The 25,441-nt window shown below is 44.4% G+C and carries 25 protein-coding genes; 17 read left to right on the plus strand and 8 right to left on the minus strand.

The features are described 5' to 3' along the window. From AC0L46_RS07470 to AC0L46_RS07485, 4 genes are all read left to right on the plus strand, one after another. Entirely contained in the window at positions 1–861 is an 861-nt protein-coding gene (locus tag AC0L46_RS07470; protein ID WP_317005748.1) for a carbohydrate ABC transporter permease, read from the plus strand. Between the two features lie 11 nt (positions 862–872). Beyond that, on the plus strand, positions 873–1,145 hold the full coding sequence (locus AC0L46_RS07475) for a DUF2160 domain-containing protein (RefSeq protein WP_317005747.1): 273 nt from the start codon (positions 873–875) through the stop codon (positions 1,143–1,145). A gap of 98 nt (positions 1,146–1,243) precedes the next feature. Continuing rightward, positions 1,244–2,965, plus strand: coding sequence for an ABC transporter substrate-binding protein (locus AC0L46_RS07480; RefSeq protein WP_414682290.1), 1,722 nt, complete (start codon positions 1,244–1,246; stop codon positions 2,963–2,965). Between the two features lie 321 nt (positions 2,966–3,286). Continuing rightward, positions 3,287–4,180 carry a phytanoyl-CoA dioxygenase family protein gene (locus tag AC0L46_RS07485; protein WP_473506962.1) on the plus strand — a complete coding sequence of 298 codons (894 nt, stop codon included), beginning with the start codon at positions 3,287–3,289 and terminating at the stop codon, positions 4,178–4,180. 4 nt (positions 4,181–4,184) lie between these two features. On the opposite strand, the gene AC0L46_RS07490 is transcribed toward AC0L46_RS07485, so the two are convergent. Beyond that, complete coding sequence (locus tag AC0L46_RS07490) at positions 4,185–5,552, minus strand: MATE family efflux transporter (RefSeq protein WP_473506964.1); 1,368 nt, start codon at positions 5,550–5,552, stop codon at positions 4,185–4,187. Positions 5,553–5,879: 327 nt separating this feature from the next. Here AC0L46_RS07490 and AC0L46_RS07495 point away from each other — a divergent pair, with 327 nt between their 5' ends. The 3 genes from AC0L46_RS07495 to AC0L46_RS07505 all read left to right on the plus strand — a co-directional run bounded on the left by AC0L46_RS07495 (position 5,880) and on the right by AC0L46_RS07505 (position 9,506). Next, entirely contained in the window at positions 5,880–6,992 is a 1,113-nt protein-coding gene (locus tag AC0L46_RS07495; protein ID WP_473506966.1) for an outer membrane beta-barrel protein, read from the plus strand. A gap of 289 nt (positions 6,993–7,281) precedes the next feature. Next, complete coding sequence (locus tag AC0L46_RS07500; RefSeq protein WP_473506968.1) at positions 7,282–8,583, plus strand: OmpA family protein; 1,302 nt, start codon at positions 7,282–7,284, stop codon at positions 8,581–8,583. Positions 8,584–8,957: 374 nt separating this feature from the next. Continuing rightward, the gene (locus AC0L46_RS07505) at positions 8,958–9,506 is read left to right on the plus strand and encodes a porin family protein (RefSeq protein ID WP_473506970.1); all 549 of its coding nucleotides are present in this window, start codon (positions 8,958–8,960) and stop codon (positions 9,504–9,506) included. Positions 9,507–9,594: 88 nt separating this feature from the next. Here AC0L46_RS07505 and AC0L46_RS07510 read toward each other — a convergent pair whose 3' ends face one another. Further along, complete coding sequence (locus AC0L46_RS07510) at positions 9,595–10,818, minus strand: TIGR03862 family flavoprotein (protein WP_473506972.1); 1,224 nt, start codon at positions 10,816–10,818, stop codon at positions 9,595–9,597. Between the two features lie 90 nt (positions 10,819–10,908). Continuing rightward, entirely contained in the window at positions 10,909–11,496 is a 588-nt protein-coding gene (locus AC0L46_RS07515) for a DUF502 domain-containing protein (RefSeq protein WP_414682297.1), read from the minus strand. Between the two features lie 170 nt (positions 11,497–11,666). Between AC0L46_RS07515 and AC0L46_RS07520 the strand changes: the two genes are divergently transcribed. Both AC0L46_RS07520 and AC0L46_RS07525 read left to right on the plus strand, forming a co-directional pair. Then, positions 11,667–12,362: a LysR family transcriptional regulator gene (locus tag AC0L46_RS07520; RefSeq protein WP_473506975.1), complete on the plus strand. Its 696-nt coding sequence runs from the start codon at positions 11,667–11,669 to the stop codon at positions 12,360–12,362. Further along, positions 12,352–12,585, plus strand: a complete 234-nt coding sequence (locus AC0L46_RS07525) for a hypothetical protein (RefSeq protein WP_473506977.1) — start codon at positions 12,352–12,354, stop codon at positions 12,583–12,585. The genes AC0L46_RS07520 and AC0L46_RS07525 overlap by 11 nt, the downstream gene beginning before the upstream one ends. Positions 12,586–12,615: 30 nt before the next feature. Here AC0L46_RS07525 and AC0L46_RS07530 read toward each other — a convergent pair whose 3' ends face one another. Genes AC0L46_RS07530 through AC0L46_RS07550 form a run of 5 tightly spaced genes read right to left on the minus strand, consistent with a single transcriptional unit; the run spans position 12,616 to position 17,445 of the window. After that, complete coding sequence (locus AC0L46_RS07530) at positions 12,616–13,899, minus strand: amidase family protein (RefSeq protein WP_473506979.1); 1,284 nt, start codon at positions 13,897–13,899, stop codon at positions 12,616–12,618. 3 nt (positions 13,900–13,902) lie between these two features. Beyond that, positions 13,903–14,556, minus strand: coding sequence for a DUF2848 domain-containing protein (locus AC0L46_RS07535; protein ID WP_473506981.1), 654 nt, complete (start codon positions 14,554–14,556; stop codon positions 13,903–13,905). Between the two features lie 8 nt (positions 14,557–14,564). Beyond that, positions 14,565–15,845 carry a TRAP transporter large permease gene (locus tag AC0L46_RS07540; protein ID WP_473506983.1) on the minus strand — a complete coding sequence of 427 codons (1,281 nt, stop codon included), beginning with the start codon at positions 15,843–15,845 and terminating at the stop codon, positions 14,565–14,567. After that, the gene (locus AC0L46_RS07545) at positions 15,845–16,375 is read right to left on the minus strand and encodes a TRAP transporter small permease subunit (RefSeq protein WP_414682303.1); all 531 of its coding nucleotides are present in this window, start codon (positions 16,373–16,375) and stop codon (positions 15,845–15,847) included. Before AC0L46_RS07545 ends, AC0L46_RS07540 begins: the two co-directional genes overlap by 1 nt. Before the next feature lie 5 nt (positions 16,376–16,380). Then, the gene (locus tag AC0L46_RS07550; protein ID WP_414682304.1) at positions 16,381–17,445 is read right to left on the minus strand and encodes a TRAP transporter substrate-binding protein; all 1,065 of its coding nucleotides are present in this window, start codon (positions 17,443–17,445) and stop codon (positions 16,381–16,383) included. 187 nt (positions 17,446–17,632) lie between these two features. On the opposite strand from AC0L46_RS07550, the gene AC0L46_RS07555 reads away from it, so the two are divergent. The 8 genes from AC0L46_RS07555 to AC0L46_RS07590 all read left to right on the plus strand — a co-directional run bounded on the left by AC0L46_RS07555 (position 17,633) and on the right by AC0L46_RS07590 (position 25,360). Then, positions 17,633–18,514 (plus strand): LysR family transcriptional regulator, encoded by an 882-nt coding sequence (locus AC0L46_RS07555; protein WP_473506985.1) that lies wholly within the window; start codon positions 17,633–17,635, stop codon positions 18,512–18,514. A 47-nt stretch (positions 18,515–18,561) separates the two neighbouring features. Continuing rightward, entirely contained in the window at positions 18,562–19,758 is a 1,197-nt protein-coding gene (locus AC0L46_RS07560) for an alcohol dehydrogenase family protein (protein ID WP_473506987.1), read from the plus strand. Between the two features lie 236 nt (positions 19,759–19,994). Further along, positions 19,995–20,957 carry a TRAP transporter substrate-binding protein gene (locus AC0L46_RS07565; RefSeq protein ID WP_414682307.1) on the plus strand — a complete coding sequence of 321 codons (963 nt, stop codon included), beginning with the start codon at positions 19,995–19,997 and terminating at the stop codon, positions 20,955–20,957. 161 nt (positions 20,958–21,118) lie between these two features. Continuing rightward, positions 21,119–21,637, plus strand: a complete 519-nt coding sequence (locus AC0L46_RS07570) for a TRAP transporter small permease (protein WP_414682308.1) — start codon at positions 21,119–21,121, stop codon at positions 21,635–21,637. Further along, positions 21,637–22,944, plus strand: coding sequence for a TRAP transporter large permease (locus tag AC0L46_RS07575; RefSeq protein WP_473506989.1), 1,308 nt, complete (start codon positions 21,637–21,639; stop codon positions 22,942–22,944). Before AC0L46_RS07570 ends, AC0L46_RS07575 begins: the two co-directional genes overlap by 1 nt. Before the next feature lie 34 nt (positions 22,945–22,978). After that, on the plus strand, positions 22,979–23,725 hold the full coding sequence (locus tag AC0L46_RS07580) for a 5-oxoprolinase subunit PxpA (RefSeq protein ID WP_414682310.1): 747 nt from the start codon (positions 22,979–22,981) through the stop codon (positions 23,723–23,725). 8 nt (positions 23,726–23,733) lie between these two features. Next, positions 23,734–24,447: a 5-oxoprolinase subunit PxpB gene (gene pxpB / locus AC0L46_RS07585; protein ID WP_473506991.1), complete on the plus strand. Its 714-nt coding sequence runs from the start codon at positions 23,734–23,736 to the stop codon at positions 24,445–24,447. Then, positions 24,437–25,360, plus strand: coding sequence for a 5-oxoprolinase subunit C family protein (locus tag AC0L46_RS07590; RefSeq protein WP_473506993.1), 924 nt, complete (start codon positions 24,437–24,439; stop codon positions 25,358–25,360). The genes pxpB and AC0L46_RS07590 overlap by 11 nt, the downstream gene beginning before the upstream one ends. The last annotated feature ends 81 nt before the right edge of the window (positions 25,361–25,441 follow it).

Below are 25,441 nucleotides of genomic sequence, written 5' to 3' on the forward strand. Positions count from 1 at the left end.
ATGCACTCTTCAAAAGAACAAGCACCGGTTTTCAGTCGTGCCGAACGTAAAGCACGTAATGCAAATTTACGTGGCCGCTTTGGTCTCGTGCTTTATGTCGTTTTATTACTGTTACCAATCTATTGGTTGGTGAACATGTCATTCAAAACCAATACAGAAATTCTCAGTGGGTTATCTTTCTTCCCTGCAGATTTCACTTTGGAGAACTACGCTAAGATTTTCAGCGATTCAACCTGGTACATGGGTTACGTCAACTCGATCTTTTACGTTTCCATGAACATGGTGATTAGTCTATTGGTCGCCTTACCCGCAGCCTACGCATTTAGTCGTTATAAATTCATTGGCGATAAGCACATGTTTTTCTGGTTACTTTCAAATCGTATGGCGCCACCAGCAGTATTCCTATTGCCGTTCTTCCAACTCTATTCGTCTGTCGGCTTATTCGATACACACATTGCCGTGGCGCTGGCGCACTGTATTTTTACCGTACCTTTGGCTGTGTGGATATTAGAAGGCTTTATGAGTGGTGTGCCTCGTGAAATTGACGAAACCGCCTATATCGATGGTTACTCATTTCCAAAGTTCTTTGTACGAATCTTCATTCCTTTGATCCGTTCAGGAATCGGTGTGACTGCCTTTTTCTGTTTCATGTTCTCTTGGGTAGAGCTTTTGTTGGCGCGTACTTTAACGTCGGTCGAAGCCAAGCCTATCGCAGCCATCATGACCCGTACTGTTTCTGCATCAGGAATGGATTGGGGGCTGCTCGCTGCGGCGGGTGTACTCACTATTATTCCAGGAATGCTGGTCATTTATTTTGTTCGTAACCATGTGGCGAAGGGCTTTGCTCTTGGTCGAGTGTAAGGGGAATCATTATGGCTTGGATGTCTTGGACATTACCAACGGCTCTATTCTTTATCGGCATTGCTGTGCTCTTGGTCGGCATGACTACATGGCAAATTGTATCGCCTTGCGTTGAACGTCGTGGCTTTTTGCCACTGGCAACAACACGTGGTGACCGTCTCTTTATTGGCCTGCTTAGCAGCGCCTTTATCCACCTCGCATTCGTTGCTTTAACGGATGTGAACATCGCGGTGGCAACCGTTCTGAGCGCATTTTGGATGTTAATCCTAATGCGTTGGGGCTAGGGAAGTGTTCGCACTTTCCTTCATCAGCGTTCCTAATCAATAGGTACGATGGACTGTCTGGCACGGAAGCCAAAAACTAAACTTTGTTGAGGTAAAACATGCGCTACAATAAGAAAAAAATTGCACTGGCCGCCTTACCCTTTGCTGTCATGTTACATTCTGCCAATATCTGGGCAGATGCGTATTCTGATGCAGCAGAAAAATGGGTAGATAACGAATTTTCTGTTTCGACGTTAACCAAACAGCAACAACTTAGTGAATTACAATGGTTCACTGACGCCGCGGAAAAATTCCGTGGTATGGAAATCAATGTGGCGTCAGAAACACTCACGACGCACAAATACGAGTCGCAAGTCTTAGCTAAAGCCTTCGAAGAAATCACTGGTATCAAGGTCAACCACGACTTGATCCAAGAAGGTGATGTGGTTGAGAAACTGCAAACTCAAATGCAATCTGGTCGTAACATTTACGACGCCTACATCAATGATTCCGACTTGATCGGTACGCATTTTCGTTACGGTAAAGTTGTCCCTATTTCTGACATGATGGAAGGCGACGGCAAAGCTTACACTTCCCCTACTTTGGATCTTAACGATTTCATCGGTTTAGATTTCACAACCGGGCCAGACGGTAAACTTTACCAATTACCGACTCAGCAATTCGCCAACCTATATTGGTTCCGTGCTGACTGGTTTGCTCGTGCTGACCTAAAAGCAAAATTCAAATCCATCTACGGCTATGACCTAGGCGTACCCGTTAACTGGTCTGCTTATGAAGACATCGCTGAGTTCTTCACAGATAAAGTGAAAAACATCGATGGCGAACGTGTTTACGGCCACATGGATTACGGTAAAAAAGACCCTTCTCTTGGCTGGCGTTTCACAGATGCTTGGTTCTCCATGGCGGGTGCGGGCGATAAAGGCATTCCAAATGGATTACCTGTTGATGAATGGGGCATTCGTGTTGAAGCCTGTCACCCTGTAGGTTCGAGTGTTTCTCGTGGTGGTGCAACGAACGGCCCAGCGGCTGTTTACGCAACCACAAAATACGTAGATTGGTTGCGTAAATATGCGCCACCAGAAGCGCAAGGCATGACCTTCTCTGAATCTGGTCCTGTGCCAGCGCAAGGTGGCGTAGCTCAACAAATTTTCTGGTACACCGCCTTTACTGCTGACATGACAACCAAAGGTCTTCCAGTTGTAAATGACGATGGCACACCGAAATGGCGTATGGCGCCATCTCCTGTTGGACCATACTGGGAAGAAGGCATGAAAAAAGGTTATCAAGACGTTGGCGCTTGGACCTTCATGAATTCCACACCGGATGATCGTCGTTTAGCCGCTTGGTTGTATGCTCAATTCACCACAGCAAAAACGGTTTCTTTGCAGAAAACATTGGTTGGCCTAACGCCAATTCGTGAATCGGATATCAATTCTCCTGAAATGGCGGCTGCGGCGCCAAATCTGGGTGGTTTGGTTGAATTCTACAAAGGGCCAGCTCGTAAAGAATGGTCACCAACCGGTACTAACGTTCCTGACTATCCAAAGCTGGCTCAACTTTGGTGGCAATATATCTCGCAAGCAGCGAGCGGTGAAGCCACGCCACAAGAAGCGCTTAATGGCTTAGCAGAAGCACAAGACAAGGTAATGAATCGTCTTGAGCGTGCGAAAGTACAAGACATTTGTGGACCTAAGCTAAACACACCTCGTGATGAAGCTTACTGGTTAGCTCAACCAGGTGCTCCAAAAGCGAAACTGTCTAATGAGAAACCGAAAGGCGTTACCATCGCCTATGACGAGTTACTTCGCTCTTGGGAGTAATGACTTCTTCGTAAACACCCTACGTGTTTGACCGGCTTAGGCCGGTCTTTTTTTATCTCTGCAAATACATTACAAAGCGCTGTGATTGAGCCTCGCTTGAATTAAGCCAGTTTTTGCTCATGTGGTCTTAACTCGCGCCGAGTGGTGTGGGTTCAAACGATCAAAGACAGTGATTTTACTAGTTGAATAAACCGCTTTACTTACAAAACCTTTTTAGTCGCGAGAAAAATAAGTGGAAAACACTTAAGCTTGTCCGCCATGGGAAATGCTCTCGGAGCACTTAAAAAACGCGTTTAAGCACTAAAACATGAGGCCAACATCATGGGAAGCACATCAGCCAACCAATTAGAAACCTTCCAAAAGACAGGTTTTCTTACACTTTCCAATATCATTGATGAAGAAAGGATCACAAAACTTCGCGAGCAGTTCTGGCATGAGATAAATAACACTTTTGGTATTTCTCTTAGTGATCCAAACACATGGTTTCACAATCCTAGCAACCCTGTTGGAGGCTCAGGCGCAAAGCGTTTAAATGGCATGGGGCCGATGATGCGGAACTTAAAAGCGTCTGGCAAATTCGACAAGATAGAAGCGATAATACAGTCGGCAATCGATCCAATATTTAGCGATAACACATGGCGTCCGTTAGACCTTTGGTATTCCCTATTGAGTTTTCCGGGCAGCGAAACCAAATGGAATGTACCAAATAAATCTTGGCACAGTGATGAACCGATCGTCGTTGGGGATCCGAATCCGTGGAGTCTATTCGTCTTTTTATTACTCGACGATGTCAGTGTCGATATGGGCGCAACGGCCGTCGTTTCAGGTTCTCATCGTCGCGCAGAACAACTCGCCGAAAGCATCGCCAGCTCAGATCAAGAAGCGGCAATAAAAGCCTTTGATTCAGTAAACAGCGGATTGATTAATGATCCAAAAAACACGCGTTTACTGACGACCGATAACCTATTAGAACCACTCACACAAGAAGATCCTTGGATGAAAGCACTGGTGACAGAAGGCACGCCAGAACAGCGCATCAAACAATTCGTCCAAGAAGGCGGCTCTTACCGTGGCATAGAACAAAAAGTGGTTTCCCTTACGGGTTCCGCAGGTGACATCATCATACTCAATCCTCGTTGCCTTCATTCGACATCAGCCAATATTTCTTCACTTCCAAGGCAAATTATACGACTCGATTTTAGGCGTCATACCTAGCCTTTTATTCATCTTCGTCATACATGAGTTTGTCCATTGTTGCTTGGTCGAACTCTTTTATGGACTTTCTCGCCAGCATTCTAAAAGGTAAGGCTTTCACCACTTCTTCAAACGGTTGAATCGCGAACGCCCAAAAAATAGACACATCGAAATACAAAATAATCAGCGCACACAAAGGAATGGAAATAACCCATTGGCCGATGAAATTGATTTTGAAAACCGAGGTGGTTTTTCCTAATGCTCGCAGAATATGTCCGTGAACCGTGTTGTAACCTCGCACAATCGGTAAGAAGATATACAAAGGGGCGATCACGCTGAGCGCCACATAAGTTTCCGCTTCCAGATCTGGGTAAATGCTCGGTAGAAAGAAGTACAAGACAACAAACAAACCCGCACAAATGACAGAAACAATCACCGCGACATCAATGCTTTTATTAATGTTATCCGACAAATCATCCAGTTTTTTTGAACCAATTGCCTGACTGATACTGATCGCCGAGGCGTGCGCCCAAGAAGCCACAAACTGACCGATTCCTCGCAACCAAGGCATGATAAGAATAATCGCCGCATAAGCATTGATGCTCAGCTGAGAATACAATAATTGATAAACACTGATGCCTATTTGCAAGATGGTGATATTGGCGGCAAAAGGGAAAATTTCGACGCTGTGTAAACGAACGCTTTTTATCAGCGTCGATAGACCACTATTAAATTCAAGGTCCAGTGTGCGATCTATTCTCAAGCAAACAATCAGATAAAGAAGTCGAATCACAATAGCGATCAAGCTGCCTAATGCAGCCCCTTGCACTCCCATTCCTTGAAAGCCGCCAACACCATGAACCAAGAAATAAGACAAAACCGCGTTAATTGGCATCTCGATCAGATAACCCTTTAATGGCGTTTTACTTTTGTCTCGACTATTGAACAAGGCAATCAATACCTGAGCGATGGCAGTAGAAGGCACCAAATAAATCGCCAGTTCTAAATACCCTTTTGTTTGCTGCTGTAACAACAAGTCGTCTGACAAGGATGAAACAATGGATTGCGCGCCGAAATACATCGCAATACAAAACACCAAGGCCACAGCAAAGTTAATGGACAATCCAGCCCAAAAACCTTTGGTTAACAGGTTGTTATTTCCCGAGCCAACAGCGCGACTTAAAATGAGTTGAGTGCCATTTGCCAGCGCCATTTGCACGCCAAGCATGAAGGCCAATATTGCGGAAGCAATCCCCAACGCCGCCAATGGAATCTCACCTAATGGAGAAATCAGCAGCGTATCTATCATCAACATGGATTGCATCAGCAAACCATTGAGCGCCAACGGCCAAGCCAGAGAAATGTTTTTTCTAAGATAAGACGGGGAAGACATCGTTGTCCTTACGATACATTACAACAAGAGAATATAAGCAAATTACTCAGTCTATTATTCCACAGAAATAGCGGTAAGACTGAATATTTTATTTTTCTCCAAACGAAAAAATCATGTAATTAATCTCGCGCCTTTTTACGCTTTTAACGTCTGTTTTCAGTGATCAATGTGTTGAAAATGCTTGTTAGGTAAACACTCTGTCATGATTGAGAAATATCAGGTAATACTAGAGTTTTAGGGCGTTTTGGTGACATTTTTTTAGCGCTAACAAACAGGCTATGCTGAGTAAAAGCACGACACAAATTGATTTTTTATCGGAGATGAAACATGTCTTTTACTTTAGCAAAACGCACTCTTATTAGCGGCCTTATCACAGCTTCTTCTTTATCCACAATCGCCTTGGCTCAACAGCAAAGTGGCTTCACAGTCACACCAAGCATTGGTTATTACAATATGGACAGTGACCGAGATACCAAGGATGACGAAGCCTACTCTCTTGGTTTAGGTTACCAATTTGATACCCCATGGGCTGTTGAATTTGTTTACCTAAATGCAGACTCTCAATTATCAAACAGCAGCACTGATATTGATGTTGACCAATATCGATTAGATGCTTTGTATCACTTGCCAACTAACCACTCGTTGAACTTAACACCTTATTTAGCGGCCGGTGTTGGCACAGCGGATTTCAGCAATCCAAGCACAAATAACGCCCAATTCAATGCGGGCGGCGGTTTAAAATACGCATTAAACGATAACCTAGCTTTACGAGCTGACTTTCGTTTATTAAACGATGTAGAAGATGATCATATCGATCACATGACATCTGTCGGTCTGCAAATGACTTTTGGCCACTCTGCTCCAAAAGCAACGCCCGTTTCAGCCGTAGAAGAAGAGCCAGTTGTTGAAGAAGTTATCGCTGAACCAGTAGAGGAAACGACGCCAGAGCCAGAAATCGCAGCTGAAGCCCCAGTTGAACCTGAGCCAGTCACCGAACCTAAACCAGTGGAAGAATTAACACCAGAAGAGCCAGTCTACCCAGAAGGTGAAGAACCAAGCATTTTGGAACAAGCCGCCGTTGTTGAAGCGCAGCCGCCTGTCACATTAAACGTGCAATTCGGTAACAATAAAACAACAGTTGAGCAGTCGTTTTACCCTGAAATCGAGAAACTAGCGACCTATTTGAACGAGAATCCAAACACAACCGTTGTGATCGAAGGTCATACGGATGACAGTGGTGCAGCAAGTTACAACCAAACCGTTTCGGAAAAGCGAGCTCAGGCCATTGCTGATGTCTTGATCAATATTTTCGAAATTTCAGAGAAGCGCGTCAGCGCAATTGGATACGGTGAAGAAAAGCCTTTATTCAGTAATGACACGGCACAGCACCGCCAAGCGAACCGTCGAGTAACAGCGGTTATCTCTTCAAATGAAGCATAATAGAAAGCAGTTCTAACCTTCCATTTCAAACAAAAAGCCTACTTAGAAAGCATGTTTTAAGTAGGCTTTTGAGCTTCTTAAATCCGCCAATCACGGCAAATACACACTTTTCTTCCTTCCAAAAGCCCTCTAACGTAACCGATTTGTAAGTATTTCTAAATATGTTTGATTTTGTATCAAACACTACCTTTATCGTCCTGTTAAGCGATAATGCGGCAAATTCTAAGCATGATAGGAACCTTTTCTATCATTAGATTTACGCTTTCAATATTTATCAGGGAACTTTCGCATGTCTTTTTTATTTGATAAACGCATTCTTTTAACAAGCCTTATTGCTGCATCATCTGTTGCACAGGCACAACCGGAAGAAGGCTTCACTATTGCGCCAAGTATTGGTTACTACAACATGGACAATCACCGCGGTGTTGAAAACGATATGGCATTGTCTTTGGGTCTAGGTTACCAATTTGGTAATCCATGGGCGGTAGAATTTGTTTATGTAAACGCTGATAGCGAAGCATCGACTGGTGGTAGTAGCGTAGATGCTGACCAATTTCGTTTTGATGGTTTATACCACTTAACAGAGCGCAATCAGTTCACGCCATATTTAGCTGCTGGTGTTGGTACAACAGACCTAAGCCCTGGTTCTAACAATGCATTAATCAATGCTGGCGGTGGCTTGAAGTACGCCCTAAACGATGCATTGTCACTACGTGGTGATTTCCGTTTAATCAGAGACGTTGAAGATCACGAACTAGATAACCTAACAACCATAGGTCTGCATTTTGTTTTTGGTGGCGGCCTTGTTGATAAGTCTGGTCTAAAAGAAAAATTCGCAGATGCGGTAGAAGAAAAGAAACCTGAATACGAAGAAGAAGTTGCAGCGGTCAAAGAACAAGTAGAAGAAAAAGTCGCGCAAGCTGAAGAGAAAATTGCTGAAGTAAAAGCAGAAAATACAGATGCCGATAACGACGGCGTAAAAGATGCAAATGATCTTTGTTTAGCAACACCTGCAAATGTTTCTGTTGATGCAACAGGCTGTGCATTGGATACAGACAAAGATGGCATTGCGGATCATCAAGACAACTGCCTAGCAACACCAGCAAACGTTTCCGTTGATGCGAAAGGTTGCGCATTAGATGACGATAAAGATGGTGTCGCTAACCACCTTGATATGTGTGCAAACTCTTCAGCTGGCGCAAAAGTTGACGAGAAAGGTTGCTACCTTGTTTTAGAAAGCCAAAAGTCTGTACGTTTAGACGTTCAATTTGGTAACAACTCTATTGCTGTCGATCAAAAATACTATGCTCAGATCGAAGAAGTAGCTGATTTCCTAACAGAATACCCAAACACTAAAGCAACCATCGAAGGCCACACAGACGACCGTGGTTCTGCAAGCTACAACCAAGCGATTTCTGAGAAACGTGCACAAGCAATCGTTGATGTACTTGTGAACTCTTTCGGTATCTCAGCGGATCGCCTAAACGCTGTTGGCTACGGTGAAGAGCAACCTTTGCTAAACAACGATACGGAAGCAAATCGCAGTATCAACCGTCGAGTAACGGCTGTTATCTCTTCTGACGAAGGCTAAGTAGTCACATGATAGAAAAGCGTCTGATGGCAACATCAGGCGCTTTTTTTGTCTTAACAGCCTAGCAAATATTTCAAGCACTCCTCAAAATAGCATCAAATAACAGCCGCCTTGCTTACTTTCATCACAATTATTTTCAGCCAAAAAGAAGTGCAAAACTATTGTAATAAGTGACGTATTTCTTCCTCGATTTTAGCCTATATGAAGTTCTAAACAGCCTTCAATTTAGGCGTTTTAGTAAAGCAAATGTCATGATTCGGCAGGAGTGGTTCACACCCTATTATTTGCGCATTTAACGGGGGCTTTTCAGCAAAATCTATTGGCGTAATCTGACTAGCGAACAACAAACATTATGTTCATTAGGAGAAATGATTATGTCTACTTCTTTCACAAAGCGAACGCTTTTCAGCGGTGTTCTAATTGCATCATCCTTAACAACTATGGCCTACGCAGAACCATCCAAACCGGGTTTAACTGTGACGCCCAGTATTGGCTTATACCATGCCGGTAATAGAGAAGCTGGCGACGATACTTCTTACTCTATTGGTGTTGGCTACCAATTTAACAGTCCCTTAGCAGTAGAAGCGGTTTATCTTCATTCTAATGCAAGCCAACGGGGCGAAGACAATGACTTAGATTTTTATCGAGTGGACGGCGTGTATGCTCTACCCGAGTTTGATACGGTGAAATTAACACCCTACTTAGCCGCAGGGGTTGGGCTTAACGAAATTGATGGCAGCGACCCAAGTACCAACTTATCAGCAAACATAGGCGCAGGAGTGAAATACGCCCTTAATCGCGATGTAAGCTTACGTGCAGATTACCGACTCATAAAAGACCTAGAAGATCATTACTTGGATAACGTGGCTTCAATCGGCGTGCAATACTCTTTTGGCCAACCGAAAAGCCAAACCGATTATTAATAACGATGAGAAAAATAACGATCACAAAAAAGCGCCCAATGTTTCCATTGAGCGCTTCTATCGAGCCTACAAAGCGGACTAATTTAGCTTAATGCTCTTCCAGCCAATCGTTCACACCTTGTCCCGCTAAGTAACCTGTCGCGAAACAAGCGGTTAACAAATAGCCTCCAGTTGGCGCTTCCCAATCCAGCATTTCTCCCGCGCAAAACACGCTCGGCATAGAGTTCAACATCAGCTTGTCATTCACCGCACTTTCACAAACGCCACCAGCGCTGGAAATGACTTCTTCAATCGGTTTGGTTTTATAAAAGTAGACAGGCAATGACTTCAAACACTTCGCCAGTGTTTCTGGAGTTTGGTATTGGCCCTTGTCATAGGTTTCATACAAAAGCGCTGTCTTCACACCACTGATACCCAAAGTGCGTTTTAAGTATTTGCTAAAGGATTCTTTCGGCTTGGTGTTACGCAACTTTTTGATAATTTGCTCTTCGCTTTGCAAGGGCAGAAAATCCATCTCAATCACAGCGCGGCCTGCAACATTGATATCGTCACGAATGTATTTAGAAAAAGCATAAACCAAGCTGCCTTCCATGCCATCTTTGGTGACAATGCATTCGCCTTTTTTCGATACTCGCTTGCCATCACTCAAAGCAAACGAGAAAGAAACATCTTTTAGAGGACTGCCAGCAAACTTAGTTTGTAAATGCTCACTCCAGTCACTGTAGAAGCCACAATTCGCACTCTGCAATGGCGCAACCTTCACACCGTTTTCCTGTAAAACAGGCAGCCAAGCACCGTCAGAGCCTAATTTCGGCCAGCTAGCGCCACCCATTGCCAACACAATAGCATCAGCCTTCGCCACCACGGTTTCACCATTATGCTCAAACGTCGCTTGGTTGTTTTCAAGCGCAGTCATTTTATGGCGCATGTGAAACTCGATGCCAGATTCACGTAGACGTTTCAGCCAGTTGCGTAGCAAAGGTGCGGCTTTCATTTCCACAGGGAAAACTCGACCAGATGTCCCCACAAAGGTTTCGACACCTAAGTCATGAATCCACCCGCGCAAGGCATCGGCATCAAACTGGCGAATCGCGGTATCAAGCCAATCGGATTTATCGTAATAGCGTTGGATGAACTCAGGATAGGCTTCGGAGTGAGTAATGTTCATACCGCCCACGCCCGCCAGTAGAAACTTACGGCAAGCACTGGGTTTAGCGTCATAAACATGAACTTGATGACCTGCGGCACAAATGCCTTCTGCCGCCATTAAGCCTGCTGGACCGGCACCGACAATGATTACTGTTTTCTGCATTTGACCGTAACTCATTAATTAAAGTGGCTCTGGATAAAATAGGAACGCATGATAAAGAATATTATGCGTAACACCAATGACTTCTCGAAGTCAGTCTTCGGCTTTGGGGCTACTTTGCACACCTGCGGTTAACGCAAGGCGCATGGCTTCTTCAACGCCAATGTCTAAAACTGTTAAACGATCGCGGGAAATATAAAAAGTCATGCCGCCAATCTGATAGCTCAATGGCACATAAACGCCCACTAAGTCTTGATCTCCAAACAGTTTCTGCCCTGTTTGCTCGCCCGTCACAAATCCGATGACTTGCGCGCCGTTCCACTCAATAGAAACCACGCTTTTCATTTCCTTCTTTTCAGACAAATTAAAGACCATCATCATGTCTTTAAAAGCGCCGTAAATGGATTTCACTAAAGGAATTCGTTCAAAGATATTCTGGCTTATTTTTACCAGATAACGAACGCCATAAAGGTTCACCAAAAAGCCAACCAAAACCAAAATTCCTAAGCTAGCAATTAACCCTAAACCAGGAAAATAAATGCTGTCTGGAATCAACCAAAGGACAAGAGGTTGAGCAAGGCTTTCCCCTGTCGCTAATAACCAATAAATTAAATATACCGTTAACCCAATTGGCAGCACCGCTACCAAACCTTTTAACAATAAAGACACTAATTTGTTCATCGTGCTCTTCTTCCTATTTCGTTATTTACAGCATAGCGCAAGCACTGTTTCAGACCAACGACTCTAATCATCCGTAAAAGGTAAAGATTGCTCAAACTTGTCGAGCCTTATACTCTTCCCAGTATAAAAATACACTTTTACTGTTTAGATTGTTTTATTGGAGCCCCATTGTGAACTACAAACGCTTAGAAACCTTCATGTGGGTAGCAACGATAGGCAACTTTCGTAAAGCCGCGGAAAAGCTTCACACAACACAGCCCGCGATTTCTGCGAGAATTTCAGGGTTAGAAGAAGAACTAGGGGTGAAATTATTTGAGCGTATTGGTGGTTCAAGCCCGATTATGCTGACACCAAAAGGCAAAGAGCTATTGCCCTACGTGGAAAAAATTCTGTATCAAACCGAGCAATTACGAAAACGTGCGGAAGTCTCAACAGCCTATTCTGGCGTACTCAGACTTGGGGTGGCTGAAACCATAGTCAACACATGGTTGCCACAATTCTTGTCTCGATTACACAAAGACATGCCAGAGCTAGCGGTCGACATGGTTGTGGATGTCACGGAAAGATTAGCGGTTGGAATTAAAGACAGAAGTTTGGATTTAGCTTTGCTCATGGGGCCAATTACAGAGCCCAATATTGTCAATCGAGAACTCTCGACGTTTGATCTTTCTTGGGTTGCCAGCCCAGAACTGGATTTGCCTGATCGTCTTTTGTATCTGGAAGAGTTGGTGAATTGGCCCATCATTACGTATGCCCGCGGCACCAAGCCTTATATGGAAATCATGCAAAGATTTCGAGATCTTGAAGTGCCACCTGTACACTTTTTCTTCAACATCTTTGGCCGCGTGCCGAAGCTTGACCATTGATGGTGTTGGGATTTCTACCTTGCCAAATGTGATGATCAAGAAAGAGCTGGAAGAAGGGAAGTTGAAAAAAATCAGAGCCGTATGGACGCCAAGTGATTTGCCTTTCACAGCGTCATATTCCGATGAACCTTTTAATCCGATTGCCGACATGGTCATTGAAATGGCCGTGCTTGCCGCCAAAGAATATGATGCAAGAAGATTATCAGGCGAAGGGGAAGACTAAACCTTTAGTTTCCCCCTTGCTTTGAAAGGCCTATTTGGCCTCTTGAGTGGTCGTTTGAATTACTTTGGCTAAATCCAAAACCTGCTGATCCATACCGTTATTTGCTGTCAACATGAGTCCCATTGGCTCGTTTTGATAGCGAAACGGTAAAGAGACACTGCAACCATTCAGCACATTCGCTAAAGACGTATTGCGCAAGCACAGCAAGTTCAAGCGGTCATATTCAGCATTTTCTTCAAGATCTTTCAGTTCAGGTGCCAGCACCGCCACCGTTGGCAATAAGAAAACCGTGTTGGCTTCTTGATTTGCCACGCCTTGAATAAAGGCTTCTCTCGCCGCTTTTGTCTGTGCAAAATCCACCGCCGTCATTGTTTGAGCACGAGCCACACGAGAAGCGACTCTAGGGTCCATATTGACCTCACTCAAGTCATAATGCTCGCCATAATAAGCATCGCACTCAAAAGCAGAGAATTGCCAAACCGGTATGCTTTTGTAAGCTTCTAGCGCGTCAACAAAGCGTCGCTCAATCTTCACACCATCTGCTTCAAGACGAGACAAAATGTCGGCAAAACCTTGCTCAATCAAGGTGTCTAGTTCATTCATGCCGAAGTTTGTTGGCACAACTAGCGTCAGCTGAGAAAGGTCTGTTTGGCTTTCCTGCGCCAAAGCATCCGTATCTGACACACCTGACAAGACTTTCCAAAATAGCTCACATTCTTCAACAGTATTGGCAATCGGGCCCACCGAATCTAACGAGCTAGACAAAGGCAAACAACCTTCTCTAGATACGGTTTGTTCAGATGGTTTAAAACCAGTCACACCACAAAATGCCGCAGGAATACGCAACGAGCCACCTGTGTCTGTCCCCAGCGCAACATCGGCAATACCCAAGGCAACCGATACTGCGCCACCACTGGTAGAGCCGCCCGGAATACGGCCAGAAATAATCGGGTTATCTGGCGTACCGTAATGCGGGTTCAAACCCAAGCCAGAGTAAGCAAGCTCCGTCATGTTGGTGTGACCGATCAAGCTAGCGCCAGCATTACGAAGCAAAGACACCGCTGCGGCGTCTTTTTTCGCCAGCTTATTATCAATAAATACAGAGCCAGCTTGTGTCTTATAACCTGTTACATCGAACAAGTCTTTGATCGAAACAATGGCACCATTCAAAGGGCCTTTTGCTGGCTCGCGATAACCAAATAGCTCAGTAAAAACACTTTTACCTTTGAGTTGTGCCGTGTCTAAGGCAGTCGCCCACTGTGCTTTTAAGTCCCTATTCAGCCAAGGAAAATCCGTCTGGTTTGGTTGTGTCATAGATTAGCTCACTATTGGCAGTTCTTTAGATAGGTATTCACATGAGATAGTGCGATTCAAAATTGGATCATGGATACTCATTTTGAACTTCTCTGTACGGCGAACGCCGCCAATAGCAGGGCAAGTACCGCATAACATTGCGCTGCCGTCTAGCAAGTTCCCTTTTTCAATTAACTCAGTTAAAGGACGAATATTTGCCAACGAGCCTTTTTGATATTGAATCCAACCTTCGCCTTCATCTACCCAAGACTCGATCGTTAAATCGTCTAGATGATCCGCTACTTCAGAGAAATCCCATAATTCAGTCGAAACAGGTTTTGCAGAAACTTGCTTAGAATGCGCAACAGAATAAGCCTCTAGCTTACGATCCGTGTGATCAGAACCAATACCAAGATACAACTTGCCGTCTGCCTTGATGATCAAAGGCTCAACTTCTCCAGATGTATCCGCACTCAATACTTCTACTTGGGAAGCCTGCGTAACAAGCAAGTTAGAGGCGCGGTAAAACAAAGGCACAGTAGAAGGTGGTGCAACACCAATTTCGGCTAATTCATCAATGTGCTCTTGCACAGACGCCATATCACGCGCTGTCCAACCTGCGATAATAAGGTGTTGAATATCAAATGTTTTGGCAGCTCCATTTACTGTAAAAATCATAAAAATCCTTAAAAATTAGTAGGTAGATAAAGAGAAATACTTGGATAAGCGATCAGCAAAATAATCATCAAGATCATCACGCCGACATACGGCAAGCTGCCCACGACGACATCAGAGATTTTGCCGTTTTTACGAGCTGAGTTAACAACATACAAATTCAGTCCGACGGGCGGTGTAATAAGCGCCATCTCGACCAAAATAATCATCAAAATACCAAACCATATTTTGTCGTAGCCAAGCTGAACTATGATCGGCACAACAATCGGAATCGTCGCGACCATCAGAGACAAAGTCTCGATGAAAAAGCCCAGCACAATGTACATAGCCACTATGATCAACAAGGTCGCTAACGCGCTAAGACCCAAACCTTCCAATAACATTTGTAAGGTTCGACCAACACCTGCTGCGGTTAAAGCAAAGTTCAAAACATAAGCGCCCAACACAACCATCATAATCATGGCGGTAATACGAACCGTGCCAGCCAAGCTGTCCATCAGCATTTTCTTCGAACAGGCTTTGTACGCCATCGCCAGAACAAAGGAGATCAGAACGCCAATCGCAGCGGCTTCTGTTGGCGTTGCCCAGCCGACATAAATGGAGCCGACAATGCTGAACAATAAAAGCAAAACGGGTAATAAAGACTTGAGCGCGACGATTTTCTCTTTCCATGTACTGTGCTGCTTCGGGCCGCCTAAACGAGGCCACAGTGAGCAAATAATCACAGTCACTATCATGAACATCAGCGCCATGCTGATACCAGGCACAATGCCGGCGAGAAACAGTTTGGGAATAGAGCTTTCTGTTAGAAATCCATAAACAATCAAATTGATCGAAGGCGGAATAAGAATCCCCAACGTACCACCCGCGGCAATAGAACCTGTAAACAAACGCTGATCGTAACCAAGCTTTTCCGCTTGCGGCGTTGCCACAGTCGCCACAGTCGCGGCTGTTGCAACAGAAGAACCAGACGTCGCAGAAAACATAGTTGCCGTCGCGATATTCGCGTGAATCAAGCCACCAGGTAACCAAGAAACCCAAGCATTTAATGCACTATAAGTTTTTTGCGCGACGCCACTACGAAGAAGAATTTCACCAATTAAAACAAACAGAGGAATCGCAATCAGAGTGGAATGGTTCGAAGAAGACCACAGAACCTGACCAAGTCCTCTCATCAAAGGGAAAGGGCTAAAAAACGCATCAATCCCAAACGCCAATAAAAACAATACGATGCCAACTGGAATGGACAGAGCCAACAACCCCAAAAGGCCAAAAAATGTAAAAGGAAGCATTACTCTGTCTCCGTCCCAATCATGTCATTAACCTGACTGTGTTTTTGCTTAATGACCAAAACCAAAGCGCATACCAACAAAACACAGGACGTAACGGCGAACCAAATCCAGCCAGCCATCCAAATAGATTGAGGAATTATCAAAGGAGTTTCTAACGAGGTATTCGCAAGGGAATTTCGTTTCAATGTTTTTTCTACTACGGGAATCACATGATAAGCCGCAAAAACTGCCACATAAGAGGTCGCTGCCAAAGCAACAAGATCAAAAATAGAACGGGCGGCTTCTTTGCCTTTATTACGTATTACATCAATCCGTACATGAGCTTTTTCGGTTAATGCGTAGCAAACGCCCCAGCTGGAAACCGACGCCATCACATAGCCAGATATTTCTTCTGAACCACCAAAGCTAATACCGAATTCGCGTAATAAAATATCAATTAGAATGAGGAGAACGCAGGCCAGTAAAACTAGGCCTGCGGCAATCGCCACTCCATTATTGATGCGTTTTAACCAATCAATAATGCGTAACATTGTGCTTACTCTCCAGGAACAGCGAGTTGGATTTTCGCTACTTTACCTACACTTGCATTCCATTTTTCAACCCACTCTCCACCAGCACGCTCTGCCCATTCAGGCAATACAGTGTCGATCAGAATGCGTTTCGCCGTGAAAATATCATCTGCACTTGGCTCAGCCCATGTCATGCTGTGGCTTGGGCCTCTTGCACAATCGCCATTGCCTGTTAAACAAGCAACGTCTTGATCAAGCTCAGCTTGAGCTGTGCTCCATACGGCTTTTTCGAATTTCTCAGACACTTCAGATTCTAAGAAAGCTTGGTCTTCAGGAGATAAATCGTTCCATTTGTCTAGGTTGATCGCTGTTACGACAGGGTCCCAGCCACCCAATGGCAATGTCATCAATGTGTCTGTCACTTCCCACCAGCCAGCACTGTAGCCAGAACCTGCGCCTGTTACGGCACAATCCACTACGCCACGCTGCAATGCACCAGGCACTTCACCAAAGCTGATATTGACACTTTGTGCGCCTAGAGCGTCTAGGAATTTCGCTGTCATACGACCAGAGGCACGAATTTTTAAGCCTTCTAGATCGGATACTGACGATACATCGCCTTTACAGAAAACCACTTGCGGTGGGTAAGGAACAATCGCCAATACTTTTGAATTGAATGTTGTTTCATAAATTTCGTCGACCATAGGGCGAGCGGCCTCTATTAGTCTTTTGGCTTGCTTTGCTGAACTCGCTAGCAAAGGCACATCTAAACCTTCTAATGCTGGCGCATCGGCTACCGCGTAATCGCCGGATGTCATCGCAACATCAAAAACACCATCGCCTAACATACGGAAAACATCGCCAGTACCAATGCCCATTTGGTCATGAGTTGTCATAACGACTTCAAACTCGTCTTTGCTATCACTTGGCAGAATGTCTGTCCAAAAAGGCTGTTCATATTGCTTATAAAGCGGGAGGCTACTCCAGCTGCCAACAACGGAAAAGGATTCATCAGCAAGGGTTTGGCTCGATGCAAAAGCGCCAAGTAACGCTAGAGGAATGCCTTTCATGAGGAAATTTGGTTTGATCATTTTCGTGTCCTATCTTTTGTGAATTTGTTTGTACAAATCTTTTTTATGTACCTCAAAAGACAAAATGAGGGGTCATCTTTAAAGAGGCTAAATTCAGTGTTAAACGACAGAGCGATAAAGTCAATTCGCTATTTTCTTTCTAAAGTGATAAAAAAAACAGATCACTTTGCAAACTGGAGCCTCATAAATGAACTTTGACCAACTCAAAACCTTCCTTTGGGTCGCAAGGTTAGGTGGTGTTCGAAGAGCGGCAAGAGAGATGAATTTATCTCAGCCTGCCATATCAAGCCGCATTTCAGCTCTGGAAGATAATTTAGGAGTCAGACTGTTTGACCGCCAAAAAAACGGTTTGGTCTTAACCAAAGAAGGCATTTTATTGCGCTCCCATGCGGAGCAAATTGAACGCTCTGTTTCGCAAATTAAAGCGGAACTCACACCGTCAGAAGAAGTAAAGGGCACATTAAGAATTGGCGTTGCCGAAACCATTGCGCAATCTTGGTTATCGGAGTTTTTGTCCGCTCTGCGAAAACGCTACCCAAAATTGGTTGTCGAACTTTCGGTTGATGTCAGTATCCATTTGCGAGATCAACTGCTCAGCCATAACATGGATTTGGTGTTTTTAATGGGACCATTATCTGAAGGCAACGTGGAAAACATCATGTTCCCGCCTTTTCGATTAGGTTGGTTTTGCCAACCGAGCATGGACAGCCATGACTTAGGAAGCGTGCCTATTATTTCTTTCTCACGATTGTCTCGGCCGTATCAAGAATTGATCTCTGAGCTAATGCAGCGTTATCAAGAAATCGGTCAGGTGTTTCCTTCCACCTCCTTGTCCACCAGTTTTGAAATGGTCGCCTCTGGCATCGGTGTCGGCGCCTTACCTGTGCAGTTGGCAAAACGCTACGTTGAAAGCAATCGCTTAAAAGCATTCGATCCAGGCTGGGCACCTGAAGACTTAGTTTTTACCGCATCGTATTTGAATGACCCAAAAGACCACATTGCTAGCGAAGCGGCCAGTTTAGCCTTATCTGTCGCCAACGAGTACGATCAAAGAACCGCCGACATCTGATACATCCTTGTGATGTATTTTTCCATGAGTGTTACTAGGTATTTATTATGACCATCAATATTTCTTCTCTTAATGATAAACAGCGCTTTGAATTACAAAATGACAGCGTCACCATGAAAGCTGTGGTGACAACAGGGAATGGCGGTTATGAAAAGTTAGAATATAAAAATGTTCCCATTCCGGCGCTCAATGAAGGAGAAGTCTTGTTGCAAGTCTTAGCAGCAGGCGTTAATAACACCGAAATCAATACACGCATGGGTTGGTATTCATCTTCTGTCACAAAAGGCACGAGCGATTTAGAGGGTGACGAAGAGGAACGTAGTCGGCAGAAGTCTGACGGTGGCTGGAATGGCGCAACGCCTTTTCCCTTTATTCAAGGCACAGATTGTTGTGGTCGAGTTATGGCCGTTGCTTCCGAAAAAGATAAAGCGTTATTGGGGAAACGATCATTGGTGCGAGCTTGCTCACGAACGCAAGGTTGGGAGTCGAAAGAAAATATTTGGATGGCTTCAGATTACGATGGTGCGTTTGCGCAATTCGTTAAAGTACCTGCCAGCGAAGTCTTTCCAATCAACTGTGATTGGACGGATGCTGAGTTAGGCACGATTCCTTGCGCTTACGGGACGGCAGAAACCATGTTACACAGAGCCAGTGTTTCATCTAAAGATCATGTATTGGTGATGGGCGCATCTGGTGGCGTTGGCTCTGCTGTTGTGCAACTTGCTAAACGTCGAGGTGCAAAAGTAACCGCAGTATGTGGTCGAGATAAATTTCCGCAATTAGCTGATATTGGCGCCGATGCACTGATTGCTCGCGATGAAGATTTAATAAAAGCCTTAGGTGTGAATAGCATAGACGTGGCGATTGATAATGTCGCTGGCGATGCTTTCGGTCAGGTCATTGAAGTGCTAAAGCGAGGTGGCCGATATGCCTCCTCTGGCGCCATCGCTGGCCCTGTTGTGACATTGGATATGCGTCAGTTGTATTTAAAAGACCTCACTTTGTTTGGAAGTACCGCATGGGACGAGCCTGTTTTTCCGAATTTGGTGAACTACATTGAGCAAGAAGAGATCAAACCTTTATTAGCACAAACCTTTGATTTAGCAGATATTGTTCAAGCTCAACAAACGTTCACTGAGAAAAAACACGTTGGTAAGTTTGCTCTCCTTCCGCCTGCGTTGAATAACCAACAGATGGATTATATTCGTGAGAACTACCCCATAACTGTGCCAGTTTCGTCTTAATTCTCTTCTGAAAAGCAGCGACTTAATAAAATCATATCGTTTTGGCCCCACTCTTTGATAAAAAAATTGATCAAATTATCTAAAAAAACACGATTAGACTTTTTGTTTCAGAGAGGTCTACTCTTGAGTGACTTAGTTAAACAAAAATAGCTCCATACGATTCATCCAATGAATTGATGAGAGTGCAGAACCAATACTGCGAAATTCATAATTAAATAAACTAAAGGAACAAAACTATGTTGAAACTAACCAGCGCGTTACTTATTGGTGGGCTTGTTTCCACTGCCAGCTTTGCAGCTAAGTGGCACATGCCAACGCCTTATGGTGACGGTAATTTACCTACTCAAATTGCTTATGATTTTGCTCAAGAAATCAAAGACAAAACCAATGGCGAGCTAGACATCACAGTTCACTCTGGTGCTTCTTTGGTGAAACACACAGAAATTCCACGTTCCGTAAAAACGGGACAAGTACAAATGGGTGAAGTGTTCCTAGGTATTTTAGGGAATGAAAACCCAGTTTATAAACACGATAACATTCCATTTTTAGCAACAACTTATGAAGACGCTAAAAAATTATGGGAAGCCGCAAAACCAGCTGTTAAAAGACGCCTTGATCGAGATGGCATGGTGCTTTTATACACTGTCGCTTGGCCAGCTCAAGGTCTTTACAGCAAAGAGCCTGTAAACAAACTATCAGATCTAGCCGGTTCTAAAATGCGTGCGTACAGCCCATCGACTTCTCGTCTAGCGGATCTAATGGGTACAACGCCAACGACAATTCAAAACCCAGATATTCCTCAGGCATTTAGTACTGGCATTATTCAAGCTATGGTGACATCACCTTCTACTGGTGTAACAAGCCAAGCTTGGGATTATGTAAATTACTACACAGACATCAAAGCATGGGTTCCTAAAAACATTGTTGTTGCCAACAAGAAAGCTTTCCGTCGTCTAGATAAAGAAACTCAGCAAATCATCATGGATGCGGCAGAACACGCAGAAGCAGAAGGTTGGGCGAAGGTCGTTGCTCGTGCTGATAAAGATACACAAATCTTGATTGATAATGGCATGACAGTATCTGAGCCTTCTCCAGAATTACTGAAAGAGTTGCAAGCCATTGGTAAAACCATGACTCAAGAGTGGAAAGAAGAAGCGCCGAAAGACGTTGGTACTATTCTTGGAAACTACGAAGGTTAATATTTCTTGGCTGTAAATTAAGCCAAGAATGTTTCTATTGTCCTCCCTTCACTGTCTAGTGCTCTTTATTAAAAGGGTGCTAGACAGTATTTTTAAGACTCTGTATTCAAACAACAATACTGTTTACTGTTAACACTCCCTTTTCGAAAAAGTGACATACTATGAGCCGAATTAAAGACAAACTCTATCTATGCTCGGGCCTGCTCTCTGGCTTCTTCATCGTCGTTATTACCTTGTTGCTACTAGCGCAAATCATCGGCCGTTTCTTCAACTTTATTGTGCCATCCGCTGAAGACTTTGCTGGTTTCGCACTCGCTGCATCGACTTTTTTAGGTTTGGCTTACACTTTTAGAGAAGGTGGTCATATTCGAGTAACGCTGGTGATTCAGCGTTTTTCGCCTCTGCCTCGCAAAATACAAGAAGGCCTAATTCTTACACTCTCATTGGCTTTGCTTTGTTATGTGTCTTACGCCTGTTCATTCATGGTGTACGAATCTTACATTTACGATGAAGTCTCTTACGGTTATGTACCTGTGCCACTATGGATTCCTCAAGTGCCCGTCGCAGTCGGTGCCATTGCATTAACATTGGCAATATTCGATGCTTGGATCGACGTGATTCGAGGCAAGCAACCTGATTATGTAAAACAAGAAGACGCCTTGTCGTTGGAGGAAATCTAATGGACATGATGTGGATTTCAATCTTGTTAGGATTCGCCCTATTCGCGTTACTTGGCTTAGGCGTTTGGGTTTCATTTACTCTCATTGCGATTGGCGGTTTAGGGCTAATCTTGTCCGAGAATTATCAAATCGATTTACTGTTCGCCACGTCAAGTTGGGGCGCAAGTACCGCTTGGTCTTTGACCGCATTACCACTTTTCATCTGGATGGGTGAAGTGCTATTCCGCACACGTTTATCTGAAGATTTATTCAAAGGTTTGTCACCTTGGTTAGGTGGCGTTCCAGGCAAACTGTTGCATGTAAATATTTTGAGCTGTGGCATTTTTGCTGCGGTGTCTGGTTCCTCTGCTGCAACGGCCGCAACCATAGGTCGTATGACGCTACCAGAGCTTCGTAAACAAGGTTACAGCGATCGTATGGCGATCGGTACACTCGCAGGATCTGGTACCTTGGGTTTGCTGATTCCGCCTTCTATCATCCTGATTGTGTATGGCGTTGCGGCTGAAGTTTCCATTGCCCGCTTGTTCATTGCGGGTGCGTTACCTGGTTTATTATTGGTGTCGTTATTCATGGGTTTCACCATGATTTGGGGACATTTGCACAAAAACGAATTGCCAAAAACAACAGGTCACGAAACCAGCTGGGCAGCTCGCGTAAAAGGCTTGCGTAAGTTGCTGCCAGTAGTCGGCTTAATTGGTTTTGTTTTAGGCTCTATTTATGGCGGATTAACTACACCAACAGAAGCCGCGGCGATCGGTGTTACTGGCGCATTGGTTTTGGCAGCATTCACAGGATCATTAAGCCAACACAGTTTTATGGACAGCTTACTTGGCGCGGTAAAAAGCTCCTGTATGATTGGCTTTATTCTTGTTGGTGCGCACTTCCTAACCCTTGCGATGGGCTTTTTAGGCATACCTAAAGCCTTGGCAATTTGGATCGGCGACATGTCATTGTCACCAATGGAATTGATCTTATATCTCACGGTTTTATTCGTGGTATTGGGTTGTTTCTTAGATGGAATTTCCGTTGTTGTGTTGACAGTTGCGGTTATCTTGCCTGTGATTCAAGCAGCAAACATTGACCTACTTTGGTTCGGTATCTTCATCGTTTTAGTGGTCGAAATGTCGCAGATAACACCGCCCGTTGGCTTCAATCTCTTTGTCATACAAGCCCTCACGGGGAAAAATATTTTATACGTTGCAAAAGCCGCGTTGCCTTTCTTCTTGTTGATTGGTGTAGCGATTCTTTTGATCAGCGTTTTTCCAGAAATTGTGACTTATTTGCCGACAACCATGTCGCAAAATTAGTCACGTATTAATGATTTATTAGCAGGAACTCAAAATGAAATTAAATTGCGATATGGGTGAAGCCTTTGGCGCATGGAAAATGGGCTTAGACGACAAGATAATGCCGTTTGTGGATCAGGCAAACATTGCCTGCGGCTTTCATGCTTCTGACCCTCTCACCATGGCAAAAACCGTTGCTCTGGCAAAACAAAATAATGTAACGATTGGCGCACATCCCGCGTATCCAGATTTGGTCGGTTTTGGCCGTCGTAATATGGACATCGCACCTGCAGAATTGAAGGCTATTATTCAGTACCAAGTTGGCGCATTAAAAGGCATTTGTGAAAGCCAAAACACTCAAGTGGATTATGTAAAACCACACGGTGCGTTATACAACACAATGATGGCGGATTTTTCTGTGCTAGAAACCGTTATGCAAGCCGTGAGTGAACTGGATGCAACCATTCCATTAATGGTGATGGCGGTTCCTGAAGCGCCAGAAATCAAGAAGATGGCGAAGAAATACGGCATTGATGTTTGGTTTGAAGCCTTCTCTGATCGTTTATACACAGACGAAGGTCGCCTGACACCACGTAAAGAGCCAAGAGCCGTTCACGCTACGTTTGACTTGATCGAGAAGCAAGTTGAGCAACTGTGCGAAACGGGCACACTCACAACGGCATCAGGTAAAACATTGGCGATCCACGCCGACACTATTTGCGTTCATGGCGATGGCGATCATGCACTGGAAGCCGTTACTCGCATTCGTACTTTGGTAGACCGTTTAAACAAGGCTAACTAGAACTCAATATGAGCACAGTAAATCCAATTGCATTTCCGAACATTGAAATGGTCAGCAATCAGGCTTGTCTGCTGAGTTTTTGTCAGGTGATTAGCGAAACCACCTCCAACTACATTGCGCAGGTCACACAGCATTTAAAATCGTTAGACGGCATTGTGGATTTAGTGCCGTCTTACACGACTTTATTGGTGGTGTTTGACGATGATCACTACGACCGTTTCGTGATATGTAAAACCATTCGCGAAACCATCGAAGCCATTGATCCAAATGATTTCGCGCTAGAAGACCATCGCGAAGTGGTGATTCCTGTGTATTACGGGCCAGAAGTTGGCCCCGATATTCAGGACGTTGCTGAACATTGCCAGCTAAGCATGGAAGAAGTCATCAAGCGTCACAGTGAAACCACTTATCGAGCCTATGCTATTGGTTTCACTCCTGGCTTTGCTTTTTTGGGCAACACACCACAAGAGCTCCATGTTCCGCGTAAAACCACACCAAGACTAAAAGTTCCGACTGGCAGCGTTGCACTGGCAGAGAACCAAACCGCGGTTTATCCAAGCGTGACACCCGGTGGCTGGCAGATTATCGGCCGCACGCCAGTACAGCTTGTGGATTGGGGAAGTGAGAATCTTGCCTTGATCGCCATGGGAGATTCAGTAAGATTCGAGCCCATCTCAAGAGATGAATTTTTAGTATTAGGAGGCCAGCTCGATGGCTTTTAAAGTAATCAAACCCGGTTTATTGGCATTGGTTCAAGATTTGGGACGTCATGGTTATCAGTCCCTTGGGTTAACTACAGGCGGACCAATGGACGAAATGGCGTTTCGTTGGAGTAATGCGTTACTTGATAACGACACCAATAGCGCGCAAATTGAAATCACATTCGGTATGTTTTCTTTAGAAGCGCAAGCCGATACCAGTATTGCCATTACAGGCGCGGATCTTGGCGCGACTTTAAACGACAAAAGCATTTCCCCTTGGCGCAGTTACGCAATCAAAAAAGGCGATGTTCTAGCATTCCACCAGCCAGTTTGGGGGTTGCGCGCTTATCTCGCCGTGAAAGGCGGTTTTTTATGTGAGCCTACATTAGACAGCGTTGCTACTGTTATGCGTGAAAAGATTGGTGGATTGACAGGGAAAGGCGATAAATTGCAGAAAGGCGACATGCTCAAGTATCAGCCTTTTACTCATCATCAAGATCGCGCGGTACCAAGATTGGCCATTCCTAATTACGGCCAAACAGAAATCCCTGTGATTTTGAGTTATCAATATGAGTCTTTTTCGACCTTGGAACGGGCTAACTTCTTTTCTAGCGATTATCGGGTTTCTGGTAATTCCGACCGCATGGGATATCGATTAGAAGGCAAAGTCATTAGCAGTGATTTGAAAGGGATTATTTCTGAGGGCATCGCTTACGGCGCCATTCAAATACCTAAAGACGGACAACCTATTGTTTTGCTAAGAGACAGACAAACCATTGGCGGTTATCCAAAAATCGGTTGTGTAACACGCTATGGCGGCAGCATTTTATCTCAGCAAAAACCGGGCGATGTTATTCAATTCACACCTATTACCGTTGACCAAGCAGAGCATGAACGACACTTACAAATGTCGAGACTTGCCCAGTGGCGTTAGCCTAAAGCCTGCGCCTTTTAACTTTCCTAGTATCGTGTTTAGAACCGTATTATCATGATACGAAATCAAGCTAAGTAAGAC

The sequence above is a fragment of the Marinomonas sp. 15G6-16 genome, from assembly GCF_055809555.1.